Raw genomic sequence first — 15402 nt, forward strand, 5'->3', positions numbered from 1 at the left:
GCCGTGGAAGTCGGTGATGGACAGCAGTTGGACGTCCACGGGATCTTCACGCGGCTGGGCCTGGGCCGGGCCCGGCTGGGCCGCGACGAGTGCCGCGAGCAGCATTCCCGCGGCCAGTGAGGTGCTGCGGCGGAAGAGGGGGCGCACGCGTTCTCCTTCAGTTTTCTCGGGGGGTGACAGCCGACCATCCGTCCCGTACGGCAGATCGGAGTTTGATCGCCGTGTGGGCGAAATCTGGGGAAACAGCTTGTTTGTCGGCCTTCAGGGAGAGTGGCGCGATGATTATGACGGACTCCTTGAATAAGAGCCCAAAAAGTCATGGAGCCGCTGTGGGGTCAGCGGTTTCTTGCGTGATCACGGAGGGTGCGGCAGGTTTCGCGCGGCATGCGATCTTGAGATAAAATAGTTTCCTCCGTTAGTGGGCCGAGACGTCAGGAAGTGGTGTCGTGCAGGTCAGTGGCGGAGACCTCCAGCGGCTGCGTCAGCTGAACTCGCTCAGCGGCATCCGCGCCCTGCGCGCCGCCGCCCGGCCGCTCACCCTGACCGAGCTCGCGGCCGAGACCGGGCTGTCGAGGGCCTCCGTCGGAGAGGTCATGGCCGCCCTGCTCACCAAGGGCTGGATCGCCGAGGTCGACCCGGTGCCCGGGAGCCTGGGACGCCCGGCCCGCCGCTACCGCTTCAGGGCCGACGCCGGTCACGTGCTCGGGCTGGACATAGGCGTCCACAAGGTGCTGGCGACCGTGACCGACCTCGACGGCCACGCCGTCGCCGGCGGCCGCACCTCGGTCACCCCCGACACCCCGCGGGCGGGCCGGCTGGCGGCGGTGGACCGGGCCGTCGACGCGGCCCTGCTGGCCGCCGGCCTGACCCCCGCCGACATCTGGGCCCTGACCGCGGGCACCGTCGGCGTCGTCGACCGGCAGGGAGCGGTGGCGCTGGTCGCCGCCCTGCCCGACTGGGCGGGCGTGGACCTCGCGGGCCACCTGCGCGGCATGTTCGCCTGCCCCGTCCTCGTCGAGAACGACAGCAAGCTCGCCGCGCTCGCCGAGCAGCGCCTCGGCGTGGCCCGCGACACCCGCGACATGGTCTACCTGCACGCCGGCCGCCGGCCGGGCTCCGCGCTCGTCATCAACGGCGCGCTGCACCACGGCTTCAGCGGGGCCGCGGGCGAGGTCGGCCTGCTCGACGTCACGCGGTGGCGGCACATGGCCGAGCACCTCGAACGCTGTCCCGTCGCCGCCGGTTCCCCGCCGGACGAGGCGGCGGCCCTGGTCTTCGCCGCGGCCAGGAACGGCGACCCCCGCGCGGTGGAGGCGGTGGAGGGCTACGCGCGGGACCTCGCCCTCGGGGCGGCGGCCATGGTCCTCACCCTCGATCCGGAGGTGGTCGTGCTCGGCGGCGGCTTCTCCCGGTCCGGAGACGTCCTGCTCGACCCGCTGCGCAGGGCGCTGCGGCCGCTCTGCCTGCGCATGCCGGACATCAGGCTGTCCGTCCTCGGTGAGGAGTGCGTCGTCCTCGGGGCGGCCCGGCTCGCCCTCGACCACCTGGACCGGCAGTTCTTCTCACCCGAGGGCCGGAGCATCCCGCCGGTGGCCCCGCAGCGAGTCTCCTGACCGCCCGGAGCGTCCCCGGCGCTCCGCCCGCCCCGGACGGGCCGCGACGGTCTTCCGGAGCGGCGCCGCGCCGCCCCGGCTCCCCGTCACGCCGCGTGCTCGCGGGCTCCGGTCCCGCCGGGGCGGGCGGCCTCACATCGCGGCGGCCTTCAGGCAGGCTTCCAGCCGCTCCCGCGCCTCCGCGTCGTCGACCACCGTCAGCACCGCCCCGTAGTCCGCGGCCGCCTCGGCGTAGCGGGCCGCCTCCTGGTAGACGACGGCCCGGTTGAACCGGATCGCGGGCGTCCCGGCCAGCTCGACCGCCCGGTCCAGGTCGCCGGCGGCGCCGGCCAGGTCGCCGGCCTCGAAGGCCAGCTCGCCCCGGGCGGCCCACGCCTCGGCCAGGCCGGGGTCCCGCCGGAGCGCCGCCGACAGGGCCGTACGGGCGGCGCCGGCCTCGCCCCGCTCGGCCAGCAGCTTCCCCTTGAGGCAGAGCAGGTGGGCGTTGTCCGGGGCGAGGGCCAGCCCGGCGGCCGTGACCCGCCAGGCGGCCTCGCCGTCGTCCAGCCCGTGCAGCAGGCCGGCCAGGTTCACGTGGGCGTCCACGTGCCCGGGATCCAGCTCGATGGTGTAGAGGAAGTCGGCCAGCGCCCCCTGCGCGTCACCGAGTTCGAGCCTGGCGTCGGCGAGGTTGTAGTACGCCTCGGGGAACGGCGGGGACAGCCGCAGCGCGCGTTCGTAGGAGGCGACCGCCTCCTCGTCGCGGCCCAGCCGGCGCAGGATGTTGCCGATGTTGAAGTGGTGCTCGGGGAAGTCCGGGTCGAGCTCGACGACCGCGGCGTAGTCGGCCAGCGCCTCCTCCAGGCGGCCCGTCATGCCGAACACCTGGGCGCGGTTGTAGCGCAGCACGGCCCGGTGCAGGGCGTGCTCGCCCGGCTCCAGCTCCCGGTCCAGCCTGGCCATCCCGTCCTCCAGCAGCCGCAGGGCCACCTCGGCGCTCTGCTGCCGCACCTCGACCAGGGCGAGCCCGTTGTTGGCGAAGACCGAGTGGAAGGCGCGCTCCTTCCGGTCGCCCAGCAGCGACGCGATCGCGACGGACAGGTTCATCCAGGCCCTGGCCTGCTGGTAGTCCCGGCGCTCCTCCGGGTAGTGGCGGGCGTAGAGCATCGCGGTGCCGTAGGCGAGGTCCATGTGCACGACCGGGTCCTGGGTCGCCCCCCGGGCCTCGTCGTAGATCGCCTCCGCCTCGTCGGCCCGGCCGAGCGAGGCCATGCAGGTGCTGGTGGAGTTGGTGAAGTACCACCAGAGCTCCTCCTGCGTCGGCCGGTCGACGATCGCGCGGGCGCGCTGTCCCAGCTCGACGGCCGCCTGGTAGAGGCCGATGTCCTTGCAGTGCTGGAGCGCCTGGCGGATGGCGGCCAGCCCCGCCCCGCGCGGGTCGCCGCCGTGTTCGGCGTGGTAGGGGACGGCGCCGAGCAGCAGCGAGAACTCCCCCCGGCCGGCCAGCAGCGCCGCGCGCTCGTCGTGCAGGCGGGCGCGCTCCTCCGGCGCCAGCCGCCGGTAGGCGGCCAGGAGCTCCGGTTCGTCGCTGGTGCCGTCGCTGTCGACGTAGTCGCGCGCGTCCCCGCCCGGGGAGCCGGCGGTGGCGGGGCAGTCGACGGGTTCGGCGTGGGCGGCCAGGACCCGCGCCAGGGAGACGGCGATCTCGCCCGGCGGGTCGGCGACCGGCTCCGGGCCGGTGCCGACCACGACGGTCAGCGCCCCGAGGTCGCTGCGGCGCAGCAGCACCGCGGCGAACTCCTGGTCGGTCGGATCGGCCTGATGCATGTTCTCCAGGACCAGGGTGCGCGGCCCGCCGCCGGCCGCGGCGAGATGGTCGCGGAGGAACTCGGCCAGGCCGTTGGAGATGTTCAGCGTGTGCAGCCGGGAGTAGAAACGCGTGCGCTCCTTCTCCCCGACGCTCCACTCCAGGGTCGCCCAGGCCGGGGGCACGACGCCGGCGAGCTCCGGCGTGCTGGTCAGCAGCTCGATGTTGTGGGCCGGGCCCAGCTCGGGACGGAGGGCCAGGGCTTCGGCGGCGATCGACCGGATCAGCGCGCCGGCCGCGGTGTAGGGGCCGCGCAGCCGCCGGTGCGCGTCGAGCACCGCCAGCGTCGGCGGCAGGTCGAGACCCTGCCTGGCACGGTCACGGTCGCGGCGGCGGGCGCCGGTGAGCCAGTAGTGGTTGCCCATGGTGGATCCCTTCAGGCGATGACGTGGGCGAGCCGTCGCCGCGCGCGCCTGCGCCGGCGGTCACGGATCATCAGCCAGGTGATGATCACGGCCTGGAGCACGACCAGCCCGGAGAAGACGGCCGAGTCCAGCAGTTCCTCCCAGCCGGCCGCGCCGCCGCCGGTGAAGCGCCCGAGCACCCCCGCGAACATCCGGTAGGCGATCGGGACGGCGGCCAGGGCGAAGGAGCCGACGCTCACCGCGTACCCGACGACGATCAGCCAGGAGTACCATCGCGCGGTCCGCCGGTCGGTCTCGTGCCAGTCCGACTCGTCGACCAGCCGCCCGGTACGGCCCAGCAGCCGGTTGACCCGGTTGCGCAGGTGCTGCTTGGCGGTGTCGTGCAGGTCGACGCAGCCGAGGACGGTGGAGATGAGCACGTAGAGGTCGGTGCGGAGATAGAAGGAGAACTGCCAGACGATCCGGATCAGGACCGCGAAGGCGATCGCCAGGCAGATCCTCCCGCCGAGGGAGAAGGCGCCGCCCGGCTCCCGGGTGAGGTCGGCGGCGAGGGTGAGCACGGCCATCACGAGCACGTCGGCCAGCATCCCGGCGAGGATCGGCAGATATCTCCTGCGGCGTGGCACGGCGACCAGGCCGGGCAGCGACGTCTCCAGCACGATGAAGTAGAGCCTGCGCCCGACCGTCAGCGTGGAGCGCAGCCCGAGCCGCCGCCCCGCCAGGGCGTGGAAGGCCTCGTGCAGCAGGAGCTGGGGGATGGCGAAGACGAACAGGGCGGCCTGGACGACCGTGTAGTAGTCGGTGAAGAAGACGTGCTCGTAGGTCGGCGCCAGGTCGGGCCGCCGGGCCACGGCGAACAGGGCCCACCCGACGAGCGCGCCGTAGACGGCCCAGGCCGGGGGAGAGAAGAGCGCCGTGCCCAGCCGCCGCCAGCGCACCGGGGCCGGGGCCGGGGCCGTCTCGGCCGCGGCCGTCTCCGCAGACTCCGCCGTGCCCGCCTGCCTGACGAACTCGAGCTCGCCCAGTGCCGCGACCACGTCGTCCATGTCGACGCTCTCGCCGTACTCCCCCAGATACCACGCCGCCGTGTCGCGCGGCGTGGCGCCGGCCTCCAGCCTGCGCAGGATCTCGGCGCCGTCGGGGGGGAAGATGCCGTAGGAGTCGATGTCGGGCCTGCCGACCGTCACCTCATCGCCGTCGTCCAGGTAGATGAGCGGGTGCAGCGGGAGTGGCCGGTCGGGGTCGTAGCCGGCGCTCGCGGTCACCGCGGGGCCTTTGCGCGCATGAGGGCTCCGTGCATGAGGGCGTGAGGGCGTGAGGGATCGTGCGGGTGCCCGAGGCACCCGCACGGGGGCTGCCTAGTTGGGCACCTTGTAGATCGAGCACGCCGCGGCGGTCAGGCGGATCGGGCCGACCTTGCGAATCTTGATCTTCTTCATCTGTGCACCCCCTCCCTGCGTCGAAGGTTCCGCATCACCATGACCGGTGGCGCTGGAGCGACGCCGACGCCGTACTGGACGGGAGATCCCCTGTGGGGAGGGGGGAATACAGCCGGATGCCGGTACGGCTCCAGCGGCCGCACTCCGACAGGCCGAGACCAGGTCGGTGCCAGGTCAATACTTCGCACTCGGCCGGCCGTACTTTGACAGGTCAATACCTCGCACTCGACTAGGTCAAATCGTATGATTCTCTGGTTTTCGCTACCCGCCGCTGGTCTGTCCTGGATGGGAATATGACGGGCATACGGTTCCGCCTGCTTGGTCCGCTCCGGGTGTGGAGGGGGGAGACCGAGGTCAGGATCGGCTCGGACAAGCAGCGGGCCGTGCTCGCCCTGCTCCTGCTCCGGGCGGGCTCACCGGTCAGGCGCCAGGAGATCATCGACACGCTCTGGGGTGACGACACGCCCGACTCGGTGGTCAACCTGGTGCAGACCTACGTGGGACGGCTGCGCCGCCAGGTCGACCCGGGCAGGGGCGCGTCCTCGGCCACGACCTGGCTCAAGGGGATGGGCACCGCCTACGTGGTCCAGCTCGGCCGGTGCGACGTGGACCTGGTCCGCTTCCGGGCGGGAGTGGCGGGGGCCCGCGCGGCCGCGTCCCCGGAGGAGTCCCTGGCGCTGCTGATCGCCGCGCTGCAAATGTGGAACGGGCCATGTCTGGCCGATCTCGACCATGTGCTGCGCGGCCACCCCTGGGTCCGCGCCATCGAGCACGAGCGGATCGACGCGTTGCTGGAGGCCGCGAGGATCGCCCAGCGGCTCGGCCGGTCGGCCGACGTCGTCCCGCAGCTGCGCGCGGTCGCCGCCGCCGAACCGCTGAACGAGGCCGTGCACACCTCGCTCGTGCTCGCCCTCGCCGCCTCCGGGATGCAGGCCGAAGCGCTGGCCGAGTACGGGCTCATCCGCCTCAGGCTGGCCGAGGAGCTGGGCGTCGACCCCGGCTCCCAGCTGCGCGAGGCGTATTTCCAGGTGCTGCGCCAGGAACCGCGCTACGAGGGCGCCGACCCGGCCGGAGCGCCCCGCCCGTCCCTGCTGCCCGCCGACATCGCCGACTTCACCGGCCGGGAGAAGCTGGTCGAGCAGTTGAGCGCCCTCATCGCCGACCGCAGGCCGGGACCGATCCCGGTGTCGACGATCACCGGCAGGGCGGGCGTCGGCAAGACGACGCTGGCCGTCCATCTGGCGCACCGGATGAGCGGTGACTTCCCCGGCGGCCAGCTCTACGCCGACCTGCGGGGCTCCGACGAGCAGCCGGCCGACCCCTCCAGGGTGCTCAGCCGGTTCCTGCGCTCGCTGGGAGTCTGCGATCCGGTGATCCCCGAGGATCCGGACGAGCGGGCCGAGCTGTACCGCACCCGACTGGCCGGCCGCCGCGTCCTCGTCGTGCTGGACGACGCCGCCGACCAGGCCCAGGTGCGGCCGCTGCTGCCCGGGTCGCCGTCCTGCTCCGTCATCGTGACCAGCCGGTCCCGGACGGCCGGCTGGCCCGGCGCGCACGCCGTCGACCTCGACCTGCTGGAGCCCCACCACGCGGGCGACCTGCTCGCGGTGATCGTCGGCGAGGAGCGCGTCGCGCCCGAGCCGGAGGCCGCCACCGAACTCGTCAGACTCTGCGGCCGGCTGCCGCTGGCCATCCGGATCGCCGCCACCCGGCTCGCCGCCCGCCCCCACTGGACGCTCGCCAGGATGGCCAGTCGCATGGCCGACGAGCGGCGCGGCCTCGACGAGCTGTCGGACGTGCGGGCCACCCTCGCGCTCGGCTACCGCAGGCTCGACGGGCCGGCCCAGCGGGCCCTGCGCCTGCTCGGGCTGCTGGACCTGCCGACCTTCGCGCCATGGCTGGCCGCGGGGGTGCTGGAGACGTCCACGGAGGCGGCCGAGGACCTCATCGACGCGCTGGCCGACGCCTACCTGCTGGATCTCGCCGGAGCCGACGCCGGCGGCCGGCCCCGTTACCGCTTCCACGAGCTGGTGCGCCGCTACGCCCGCGAGCTGGCGCTGCGGGAGGAGAGCGAGGTCACCGTCAGGACGGTCGTCACCCGCGCCCTGGCCACGCTGCTGGCGCTGGCCCAGGACGCCGACGGCCGCCTGCCGCACACCGTCCGGGCGCCGATCCAGGGGCGGTCACCGCGCTGGCCGCCGCCGGCGGCCGTCCGGGAGACGCTGCTCGCCGACCCGCTGGCCTGGTTCGACAGCGAACGGCCCTGCCTGGCCGCCGCCGTGCTGCAGGCCTCGGAGCTCGGCCACGACGAGTTGGCCTGGGAGCTGGCCGCCGCCACGCTGAACGCCGCGATCACCCGGACGCCGTGGGCCGAGAGCGGCGCCACCCACCGCTCCGCGCTCCTGGCCTGCCGGGCCACCGGCAACCGGCGCGGCGAGGCCGTCACCCTGCGCGGCCTGGGCGAGCTGGACCACCGCCAGGGGCGGCACCGGGAGTGCCTGGACACCCTGGGCCTCGCACGGGCCCTGTTCGCCGAGATCGGCGACGTCCCGGGCGAGGCCGACACCGCGGCCCGGCTCGACGCGCTACGCCGTCCCGGCCGGGACGGCCCCGCGGAGCGGGTTCCGCGGGGCCGTCCCGGCCGGGCTCAGGCGGCTCAGGAGGCGCGGCCGCCGCGGCGCAGGCCGAGCACGCCGGCCACGAGCCCGGCCAGCCCGGCCAGCAGGCCGACGCCGCCGAGCAGGCGGGCCGTGCCGTCGGAGGAGTCCGCGCTCCCGGCGGCCGCGGCCGGCGCCACCGACGGCGCGGCGCCGGTGGCCGAGGCGGCCGCCGACGGGCTCGCGGAGGCCGCGCCGTGGCCGTCGCCCTCGGCGGAGGCGGGCGTGAGCTTCAGCACCGGGGCCGGGCGCTCGGGCTCGGAGCCGTCGGCCTTGGGCTCGTCGGCCCACTTCACGACCTCGCCGCCGGTGTAGGTCTGGGTCGCGGGGAAGACGAGGTGGTCGGTGTCCTTGGGCAGCGCGCCCATGGACACCTCGAACTCCTGGAACTGGCCGGGCTCGATCTTCCCGCCCGACCAGGTGACCTTCGTGACGGCCTCGGTGATCTCGCCGTACTCGGTGGTGACCGGCTTGGGCAGCTTGCCCTCGGTCACCTTGACCTCCCAGCCGGGCAGCGGCTTGACCGAGACGAACGCCAGCGGGTGGTCGGTGGGGAAGGCGACCTCGACCTTGCTGGTCGAGGCGTCGTCACGCTCGTTCGGGACCCTGAAGGCGACCTTGGTGAAGCCGCCCTGCACGGCGGTGCCGGGATTGACGGTCACGTGGGCGAGGGCGGGAAGGGCCAGGCCGAGGGTGAGGGCGGTGACGCCGGCGGCGACGGCCACGGTGCGGCGGCAGGCAGAGGAAAGCGACATGGGGGTTCTCCACTTCGGATTTCGATTTCGGGATCTTCCGGGCACGCCGGATGTGCGGGGCTCCGACCGGACAGGACGTGCGGTGAGCGCCACGCGTGTCAGGGCGTGCGGTGGATCCCGGGCACGCCGGGACGTGCGGGGAACCTCCCCGCGTCAGGACGCGCGGGAAGGGCGGGCAAGAAGGTCAGACGGCGGGCAGTGGAGGGCCGCGCCGGCTGACGGTGTGACGGAGGGGGCTCCGCGCGGGGGCGGGCACGTCGGCGGCCCCGGCCGCGCGGGCGGGCGGGGCGGGCGTCACGGGGGAGGGCAGCAGCAGGAGCAGCGCGCCCAGGCGCCGTCCCGCCGCGCGCAGCAGCGCCCACAGGGCGGCCTCGCCGCGCGCCAGCCACCAGCCGGTGACCAGCGTGGCGGTGAGATGCGCGATCAGCATGCCCAGGCCCTCGCCCAGCCCCTGACCGTGCGGGTGCGCGGTCAGGGCGATCCCCGAGGGGTCGCCGTAGGCGAACAGCTCGTGCAGGAACAGCTGCATGGCCGACAGCCCCACGCTGATCGTCGCGGTGGAGCGTTCGCGCCCGGCGAGCAGCACGGCCAGGGCCGTGACCGCAGAGGTCCCGGTGGCCATCGCCCACGGGGCGGGTCCCGAACCGCCGGCGGCCAGGTGGCCGAGGGCGGCGAGCATCACGCAGACGGCCGAGAAGGCGGCCGCGCGCATGACGCGTAACGGGAGTCGGGCATGCATGATGCCCCACATGCTATAGATTCTCACGCCTCCGCAACGCCTGCCGTTTCAAGTTGTTTGTCGCTAAGGTTGCCGCGACCGTGACAAGCGCTCCGAGCCGAGGTGGTGGTGATGCGGCACTTCTCCGGGCTGCTGATCGGGTTGATCATGACGGCCGCCCTGCTGCCCGGCGGGGGCTGGGCGGTGCAGGAGGCCGGGGCGAACGTGATCGCGCTCCCCGGCGAGAGCGGCCCGGCGACCTGGGTGGCGCTCGGCGCCATGGCCGCGGTCGGCCTGCTGTTCGGCCTGGTGGTCGCCGGCCGGGTCTCCCCGCTGGCGGCCTTCGTCCCGTCGATGGTCCTGCTGTCCTGGAACGTGGTCTACGCCCTCGACGCCAGGCGTGCCGCCGGCCTGCTGTCCGACGTCGTCTCCCTCCACGAGGCCCTCGCCCCGGCCGGCCGGGGCATGGGCCTGCTGCTCGCCAACGGCGTCTACGCCCTCCTCGGCGTCGCGCTGTTCGTCCCCGTCCTGATGCCCTCGCGCTGGTCCGGCCGGGCCCACGATGACGACTATGAACGCTCCGAGGAGCAGAGCCACTACTAGAGAGTGCCATCAAACCCGTGAATGATCCTGTTGTGGTGTCGAATGAGCGTGAGGAGAGCCTCTAGGGTCTTATGAGGAGTTAGACCAGTTTTCGTGAGGGAAGTCCGATGCTTAATGACATGATCGCCTTTGCGGTCGCTTCCCTGCTGGTGTCCATGATTCCCGGGCCCACCACCGTGGTGATCCTGCGGCAGTCCATCCGGGCGGGCCGGTCGGCGGGGGTGGCGACCGTGCTGGGCAATGAGACCGGCTGGCTGGTGTGGTGCCTGACGGCCGCCTTCGGCCTGTCCGCGCTGCTGCTCGTCTCCGAGCTCGCCTTCGACGTCATGCGGATCGTCGGCGCGATCGTGCTGGTCTGGTTCGGCGTGAGGATGTTGTGGCAGGCGCGGGGCGGGCCGGTCGAGGACCTGGCCACGTCATCGGCCGTCGGGCCCTCACTGTGGAGCTGCTACCGGTCCGGGCTGCTGACCAACCTGGCCAATCCGAAAGCCGGCGTGTTCGCGCTGTCCTTCCTGCCGCAGTTCGTGCCCGAGGGCGCGCCGGCGCTGCCGATGCTGCTGCTCCTGGCGGTGGCCTCGGCCCTCATCGACCTGGCCTGGTATCTGGGGATCGTCCGGCTGGTCGGCGCAGCCGAGCGGTTCTTCAGGCGGCCCGCCGTACGCCGTCACCTGGAGTACGTGTCAGGAACCCTGCTGATCGGTCTGGCCGTCCGCCTCGCTCTGACGGCCAAGCCCTAGCGTGCGGTCGACGTGATCCAGGTGCTGGATCACGACGTGGTGTGATCCGCCGGTACGACCTGACCGATCCGGGCCGCCACGGTGCGGGCGGCCCGGACGGGACCCGGCCGTGTGCCGCGACGGTCCGACGCCGGCTCGGCACACGGCCGGGTTCAGGCGGAGCGGTCGGCGAGGGCGGGCGCCGTGCGCGCGCGGTGGGCGAGCAGCGAGTCACGGATCTCGCCGGCGCGGATGGCGGTGGTGGACAGCAGGGTGGAGGTGATGCCGTGGGTGTGCTCGGTGCTTCCCTGGAGATAGATGCCGGCGGTGACCTGGGGGGCGACCTCGACGCGGTGGTCGCGGCCGACGCGGACGGCGTCCTCCTCGTCGCGCAGGCAGAGCTTGGCCGTCTCGCCGAGGAGGGCGCCGACGTCCTGGGGGCGGTAGCCGGTGGCGTGGACGAGGATGTCCACGGCGAGGACCTGCCGCTCGCCGGTGGGCAGGAACTCCACGGTGACGTCCAGGCGGTCGTCCAGGGCACGCACGTCCCGGATGCGGGAGACGTTGAGGATGCGCAGCCGTTCCTGGCCCTGGATCTTCTCGCGGTATGTGGTCGCGTACAGGGACTGGATGAGATCCATGTCGACCACCGAGTAGTTGGTGCTGCGGTGGTAGTCGAAGAGCGACTGCTTGACCCCGGGCGGGGCGTTGAAGAAGGTGTCGACCGCCTCCGGGTCGAAGATCCGGTTGGCGAAGGGGCTGTCGTCGGCGGGCGTGTAACCGTACTTGGCGAAGACCGCGCAGACCTCGGTCCCGGTGAGGGTGCGGTGCAGGTAGTCGACGGCCTCGGCGGCGCTCTGCCCGGCGCCGAGCACGAGGGCCCGGTGCACCGGGGCGCCGGCGCCGGTCAGCCCGGCGACGCGCGGGACCAGCTCGCTGTTGTGCCAGACCCGGTCGGACAGGACCGTGCCCGGCGGTAGGTGGGGTTCCAGACCGGTGGCCACGGAGATGTTGCGGGCCCGGCGCACGACCGTGCGGCCCGGGTCCTGCGGGTCACGGCTGATCACATCGAACCAGCGGACCTCGCCGTCCTCCGCCGTCACCGGCTCGACGGCCAGGACCTCCGCCGAGTATTCGACCAGGTGCCGCACCCGGGCGGCGGCCCACTCGAAGTAGTCGTGGAACTCGATGCGCAGCGGGAAGAGGGTCTTCTGGTTGAGGAAGTCGGTCAGCCTGCCGCGCTCCTGCAGGTAGCACAGGAAGCTGAACCCGCTCGCCGGATTACGCATGGTGACCAGGTCCTTCAGGAAGGACACCTGCATCGTCGCGTCGTCGATGAGCATGCCCCGATGCCAGCCGAAGTGCGGCTGCCGTTCCAGGAACCCGGCATGGAGCCGTTCGGCGGCGGGCGCCCTCTCGTTGTGCTCTTCGACGGCTATGGCCAGCGCCAGGTTCGATGGTCCGAAACCAACCCCCAGGATGTCGTAGATGCTGTCCGGCTCACTGTGCAGTGTGTCCACCGCGGCATCGCCTCCCTCTGTGCGCCATATGTTAAATAAGGTTAGCCTTGCCTTGCAATGATCCCTTTCGAGGAGAGGATCCACCATGCGGGTCGTCATGTTCGGCTACCAGACGTGGGGCCATCGCACGCTGCAGGCCCTGCTGGACTCCGACCACGAGGTGGTCCTCGTCGTCACTCACCCCAAGAGCGACCACGCCTACGAGAAGATCTGGGACGACTCGGTCGCCGAGCTCGCCGACAAGCACGGCGTCCCGGTGCTGCTGCGCTACCGGCCCGACGACGAGGAGCTGCTGCGCGCGCTGCGCGAGGCGGAGCCGGACATCATCGTCGCCAACAACTGGCGGACCTGGCTGCCGCCGGAGATCTTCGACGCCCCGCCGCACGGCACGCTCAACGTCCACGACTCGCTGCTGCCGGCGTACGCGGGCTTCTCCCCGCTGATCTGGGCTCTGATCAACGGGGAGAAGGAGGTCGGCGTCACCGCGCACCGGATGAACGCCGAGCTGGACGCGGGCGACGTCGTACTGCAGCGGGCCGTGCCGGTGGGGCCGGGCGACACCGCGACCGACCTGTTCCACAGGACGGTCGACCTGATCGGGCCGATCGTGCGCGACGCGCTCGACCTGATCGCCTCCGGCCGGGCGCAGTGGGTCCCGCAGGACCGCAGCAGGGCGAGCTTCTTCCACAAGCGGTCCATCGAGGACAGCCGGATCGACTGGGACTGGCCGGCGGAGGACCTGGAGCGGCTGGTGCGCGCCCAGTCGGACCCGTATCCCAACGCCTTCACCCATCACCGCGGAGAGCGGATCCGGATCGTGTCGGCGGCGGTGTCGCAGGCCCGCTACGGCGGCACCCCGGGACGCGTCTTCATCCGCGAAGGGGACGGGGTGGTCATCGTCGCCGGCGCGGACGCCCGGAACGGCCGCAGGCGCGGGCTGGTCGTCAAGCGGCTGCGGACCGAGGACGGCACGGAGTACGCGGCCGGCGACTACTTCCGGACCATGGGCGGCTATCTCACCGCGCAGCCGTGAGCCGCACCGTGCAGTGGTGAGCCGTACGCGCGGGGGCGGTGAGCCGCACCGTGCAGTGGTGAGCCGTACGCGCGGGGGCGGTGGGCCGCGCCGCCGTGGACGCGCCGCCCGCGCTCATCGGGCGGGCGGCGGCCCCGCCCGCGTGGACCGGACGGAGCGGCCGGCCGTGACGGGCGCGGGAGCGCGGTCAGCCGGCCGCCCCGGCGGCCGTCCCGACGCCCCGGACGTCGTGGTGACGGCCCATCGGGATGATCAACGGCGTGCCGCTGACCGGGTCGGTCGTGACCTGGCAGCGCAGCTCGAAGATCTCCTCCACGGTCCGCGCGGTGATGACGTCGGCCGGGGCCCCCTCGGCGGCGATGTGGCCGGCCTTCATGGCGATGACGTGATCGGCGTACCGGCAGGCCTGGTTGAGGTCGTGGAGGACCATCACGATCGTACGGCCCTCGCGCCGGTTGAGGTCGGTGATCAGGTCCAGGACGTCGATCTGGTGGGCCAGGTCCAGATAGGTCGTCGGCTCGTCCAGCAGCAGCACCGCGGTGCCCTGGGCGACGGCCATGGCGATCCAGGCGCGCTGGCGCTGGCCGCCGGAGAGCTCGTCGACCGCGCGGTCGGCGAGGTCGGTCATCCCGGTGGCGGCCAGCGCGCCGTGGACGGCCTGCTCGTCGGCCTTCGACCACTGCCGCCACCAGGTCTGGTGCGGTGAGCGGCCGCGGTTGACCAGGTCGATGACGGTCAGTCCCTCGGGGGCCACCGGCGTCTGCGGCAGGATGCCCAGGCGCTGGGCCAGCTCCCTGGTGGGGATGGACTGCAGGGCGCGGCCGTCGAGCCGGACGCTCCCCTGACGCGGCGCGAGCAGCCGGGCCAGGGCCCGCAGCAACGTGGACTTGCCGCAGGCGTTGGCGCCGACGATGGCGGTGACGCGGCCCGGCGGGACGACCAGGTCGAGATCCTCCACGACCAGCCGGTTGTCGTACGCCAGGTGCAGGCCGCTCGCCCGCAGGTCCGGGTCGGGGGTCGACATGCGTTCAGCCTCCTGAGCCCGCGCGGTTGGCGCGGATGAGTAGCCAGAGCAGGACCGGCGCGCCGAGGACGCCGGTGACGATTCCGACCGGCAGTTCCATGCCGGAGATCAGCGTGCGCGCGATGAGGTCGCCGGAGAGCACGACCAGGGCTCCGGTCAGTCCCGAGGCGAGCGGGGGCGGCCAGGCGGTGCCGGCCAGCCGCTGGGCGATCTGCGGCGCGGCGAGTGCCACGAAGGCGATCGGCCCGGCGGCCGCGGTGCCGAAGGCGATCAGCCCGACGCCAGTGAGCAGCACGGCGAGGCGGACCGGCTGCACGGGGGTGCCGAGGCCGGCGGCGACGTCGTCGCCGAGCTGGAGCGTGCGCATCAGGCGGCCCAGCGCCAGCGCCGCCGGCACCAGCACCGCCATGACGACGGCGAGCGGGACCGCCTGCTCCCAGGCGCGGCCGTTGAGGTTGCCCACCAGCCATCCGACGGCGGCCTGCGCCTCGAACCGCCCGCCGCCGGCCACCAGGTAGTCGGTGGCGCTGGTGCAGATCCACGAGACCCCGATGCCCACCAGGACGATCCGGTAGCCGGTGGTGCCGCGCCTCCAGGCGAGCAGGTAGACGACCAGCGCGGTGGCCAGCGCGCCGAGCAGCCCGAGCGTCTGGGTGCCGAGGCCGCCGTCCCAGCCGAGCACGATGCCGGCGACCACGGCGGTGCCGGCGCCCTCGATGAGGCCGATCATGTCCGGGCTGGCCAGCGGGTTGCGGGTCATCGTCTGGAACAGCGCGCCGGAGACGGCGAAGGCGATGCCGACCAGCAGCCCCACCACGGCGCGCGGCAACCGCAGCTCCCGGACGACGATCAGGGTCCCGGGGTCGCCGGAGCCGGCCAGCGCCCTCATCACGGCGGGCAGGCCGATCGGGTAGTCGCCGACCGAGATCCCCCAGCAGAAGACGAGGAAGACGGCGGCGGCGAGCGCCGCGCACACCGTGACCAGCCGGGGCCGCAGGATCCCGGAGACGGGTGGCACGGCCAGCCGGAAGGTCCGGTGGGAGCGGGCCGGGACCGTGTCGCCGGGGCGAGGGGAGATCCGCCAGGGGTGCGGGGACGACGGGCGGGCCACGT

At 73.2% G+C, this 15402-nt stretch carries 11 protein-coding genes and 1 pseudogene; 5 read left to right on the top strand and 7 right to left on the bottom strand.

The features are described from left to right. Nucleotides 1-446 precede the first annotated feature (446 nt). The gene (locus tag ACZ6R6_RS27090) at nucleotides 447-1613 is read left to right on the top strand and encodes an ROK family protein (protein WP_470097840.1); all 1167 of its coding nucleotides are present in this window, start codon (nucleotides 447-449) and stop codon (nucleotides 1611-1613) included. A 132-nt stretch (nucleotides 1614-1745) separates the two neighbouring features. Here ACZ6R6_RS27090 and ACZ6R6_RS27095 read toward each other — a convergent pair whose 3' ends face one another. Continuing rightward, a complete protein-coding gene (locus tag ACZ6R6_RS27095) occupies nucleotides 1746-3824 on the bottom strand; it encodes a tetratricopeptide repeat protein (protein ID WP_470097842.1) in 2079 nt (692 codons plus the stop codon). 11 nt (nucleotides 3825-3835) lie between these two features. Then, nucleotides 3836-5089, bottom strand: coding sequence for a hypothetical protein (locus ACZ6R6_RS27100; protein ID WP_470097844.1), 1254 nt, complete (start codon nucleotides 5087-5089; stop codon nucleotides 3836-3838). Between the two features lie 467 nt (nucleotides 5090-5556). Between ACZ6R6_RS27100 and ACZ6R6_RS27105 the strand changes: the two are divergent. After that, nucleotides 5557-6879, top strand: a pseudogene (locus tag ACZ6R6_RS27105) (AfsR/SARP family transcriptional regulator); the annotation flags it as partial. A gap of 1040 nt (nucleotides 6880-7919) precedes the next feature. Here the strand turns inward: ACZ6R6_RS27105 and ACZ6R6_RS27110 are convergent. Then, a complete protein-coding gene (locus ACZ6R6_RS27110; protein ID WP_470097846.1) occupies nucleotides 7920-8675 on the bottom strand; it encodes a YcnI family copper-binding membrane protein in 756 nt (251 codons plus the stop codon). Between the two features lie 184 nt (nucleotides 8676-8859). Then, nucleotides 8860-9414, bottom strand: coding sequence for an MFS transporter (locus ACZ6R6_RS27115; RefSeq protein WP_470097848.1), 555 nt, complete (start codon nucleotides 9412-9414; stop codon nucleotides 8860-8862). A gap of 111 nt (nucleotides 9415-9525) precedes the next feature. On the opposite strand from ACZ6R6_RS27115, the gene ACZ6R6_RS27120 reads away from it, so the two are divergent. Next, on the top strand, nucleotides 9526-9996 hold the full coding sequence (locus ACZ6R6_RS27120) for a hypothetical protein (protein WP_470097850.1): 471 nt from the start codon (nucleotides 9526-9528) through the stop codon (nucleotides 9994-9996). A gap of 119 nt (nucleotides 9997-10115) precedes the next feature. Then, entirely contained in the window at nucleotides 10116-10733 is a 618-nt protein-coding gene (locus ACZ6R6_RS27125) for a LysE family translocator (RefSeq protein WP_470097852.1), read from the top strand. 152 nt (nucleotides 10734-10885) lie between these two features. Here the strand turns inward: ACZ6R6_RS27125 and ACZ6R6_RS27130 are convergent, their stop codons facing one another. Next, nucleotides 10886-12232: a lysine N(6)-hydroxylase/L-ornithine N(5)-oxygenase family protein gene (locus tag ACZ6R6_RS27130; RefSeq protein ID WP_470097854.1), complete on the bottom strand. Its 1347-nt coding sequence runs from the start codon at nucleotides 12230-12232 to the stop codon at nucleotides 10886-10888. A gap of 85 nt (nucleotides 12233-12317) precedes the next feature. On the opposite strand from ACZ6R6_RS27130, the gene ACZ6R6_RS27135 reads away from it, so the two are divergent. Beyond that, on the top strand, nucleotides 12318-13265 hold the full coding sequence (locus tag ACZ6R6_RS27135) for a methionyl-tRNA formyltransferase (RefSeq protein ID WP_470097856.1): 948 nt from the start codon (nucleotides 12318-12320) through the stop codon (nucleotides 13263-13265). Between the two features lie 187 nt (nucleotides 13266-13452). On the opposite strand, the gene ACZ6R6_RS27140 is transcribed toward ACZ6R6_RS27135, so the two are convergent. Next, nucleotides 13453-14289 carry an ABC transporter ATP-binding protein gene (locus ACZ6R6_RS27140; RefSeq protein ID WP_470097858.1) on the bottom strand — a complete coding sequence of 279 codons (837 nt, stop codon included), beginning with the start codon at nucleotides 14287-14289 and terminating at the stop codon, nucleotides 13453-13455. Between the two features lie 4 nt (nucleotides 14290-14293). Continuing rightward, nucleotides 14294-15400, bottom strand: a complete 1107-nt coding sequence (locus tag ACZ6R6_RS27145) for a FecCD family ABC transporter permease (protein WP_470097860.1) — start codon at nucleotides 15398-15400, stop codon at nucleotides 14294-14296. Nucleotides 15401-15402: the final 2 nt, after the last annotated feature.

The sequence above is a fragment of the Streptosporangium sp. NPDC048886 genome, from assembly GCF_055586905.1.

What these genes read in the sequence shown, in the direction of transcription:
- ACZ6R6_RS27095 (WP_470097842.1), bottom strand. Translation starts at nt 3,824, where the DNA reads ATGGGCAACCACTACTGGCTCACCGGCGCCCGCCGCCGCGACCGTGAC.
- ACZ6R6_RS27110 (WP_470097846.1), bottom strand. Translation starts at nt 8,675, where the DNA reads ATGTCGCTTTCCTCTGCCTGCCGCCGCACCGTGGCCGTCGCCGCCGGC.
- ACZ6R6_RS27115 (WP_470097848.1), bottom strand. Translation starts at nt 9,414, where the DNA reads ATGCATGCCCGACTCCCGTTACGCGTCATGCGCGCGGCCGCCTTCTCG.
- ACZ6R6_RS27120 (WP_470097850.1), top strand. Translation starts at nt 9,526, where the DNA reads ATGCGGCACTTCTCCGGGCTGCTGATCGGGTTGATCATGACGGCCGCC.
- ACZ6R6_RS27125 (WP_470097852.1), top strand. Translation starts at nt 10,116, where the DNA reads ATGATCGCCTTTGCGGTCGCTTCCCTGCTGGTGTCCATGATTCCCGGG.
- ACZ6R6_RS27135 (WP_470097856.1), top strand. Translation starts at nt 12,318, where the DNA reads ATGCGGGTCGTCATGTTCGGCTACCAGACGTGGGGCCATCGCACGCTG.
- ACZ6R6_RS27140 (WP_470097858.1), bottom strand. Translation starts at nt 14,289, where the DNA reads ATGTCGACCCCCGACCCGGACCTGCGGGCGAGCGGCCTGCACCTGGCG.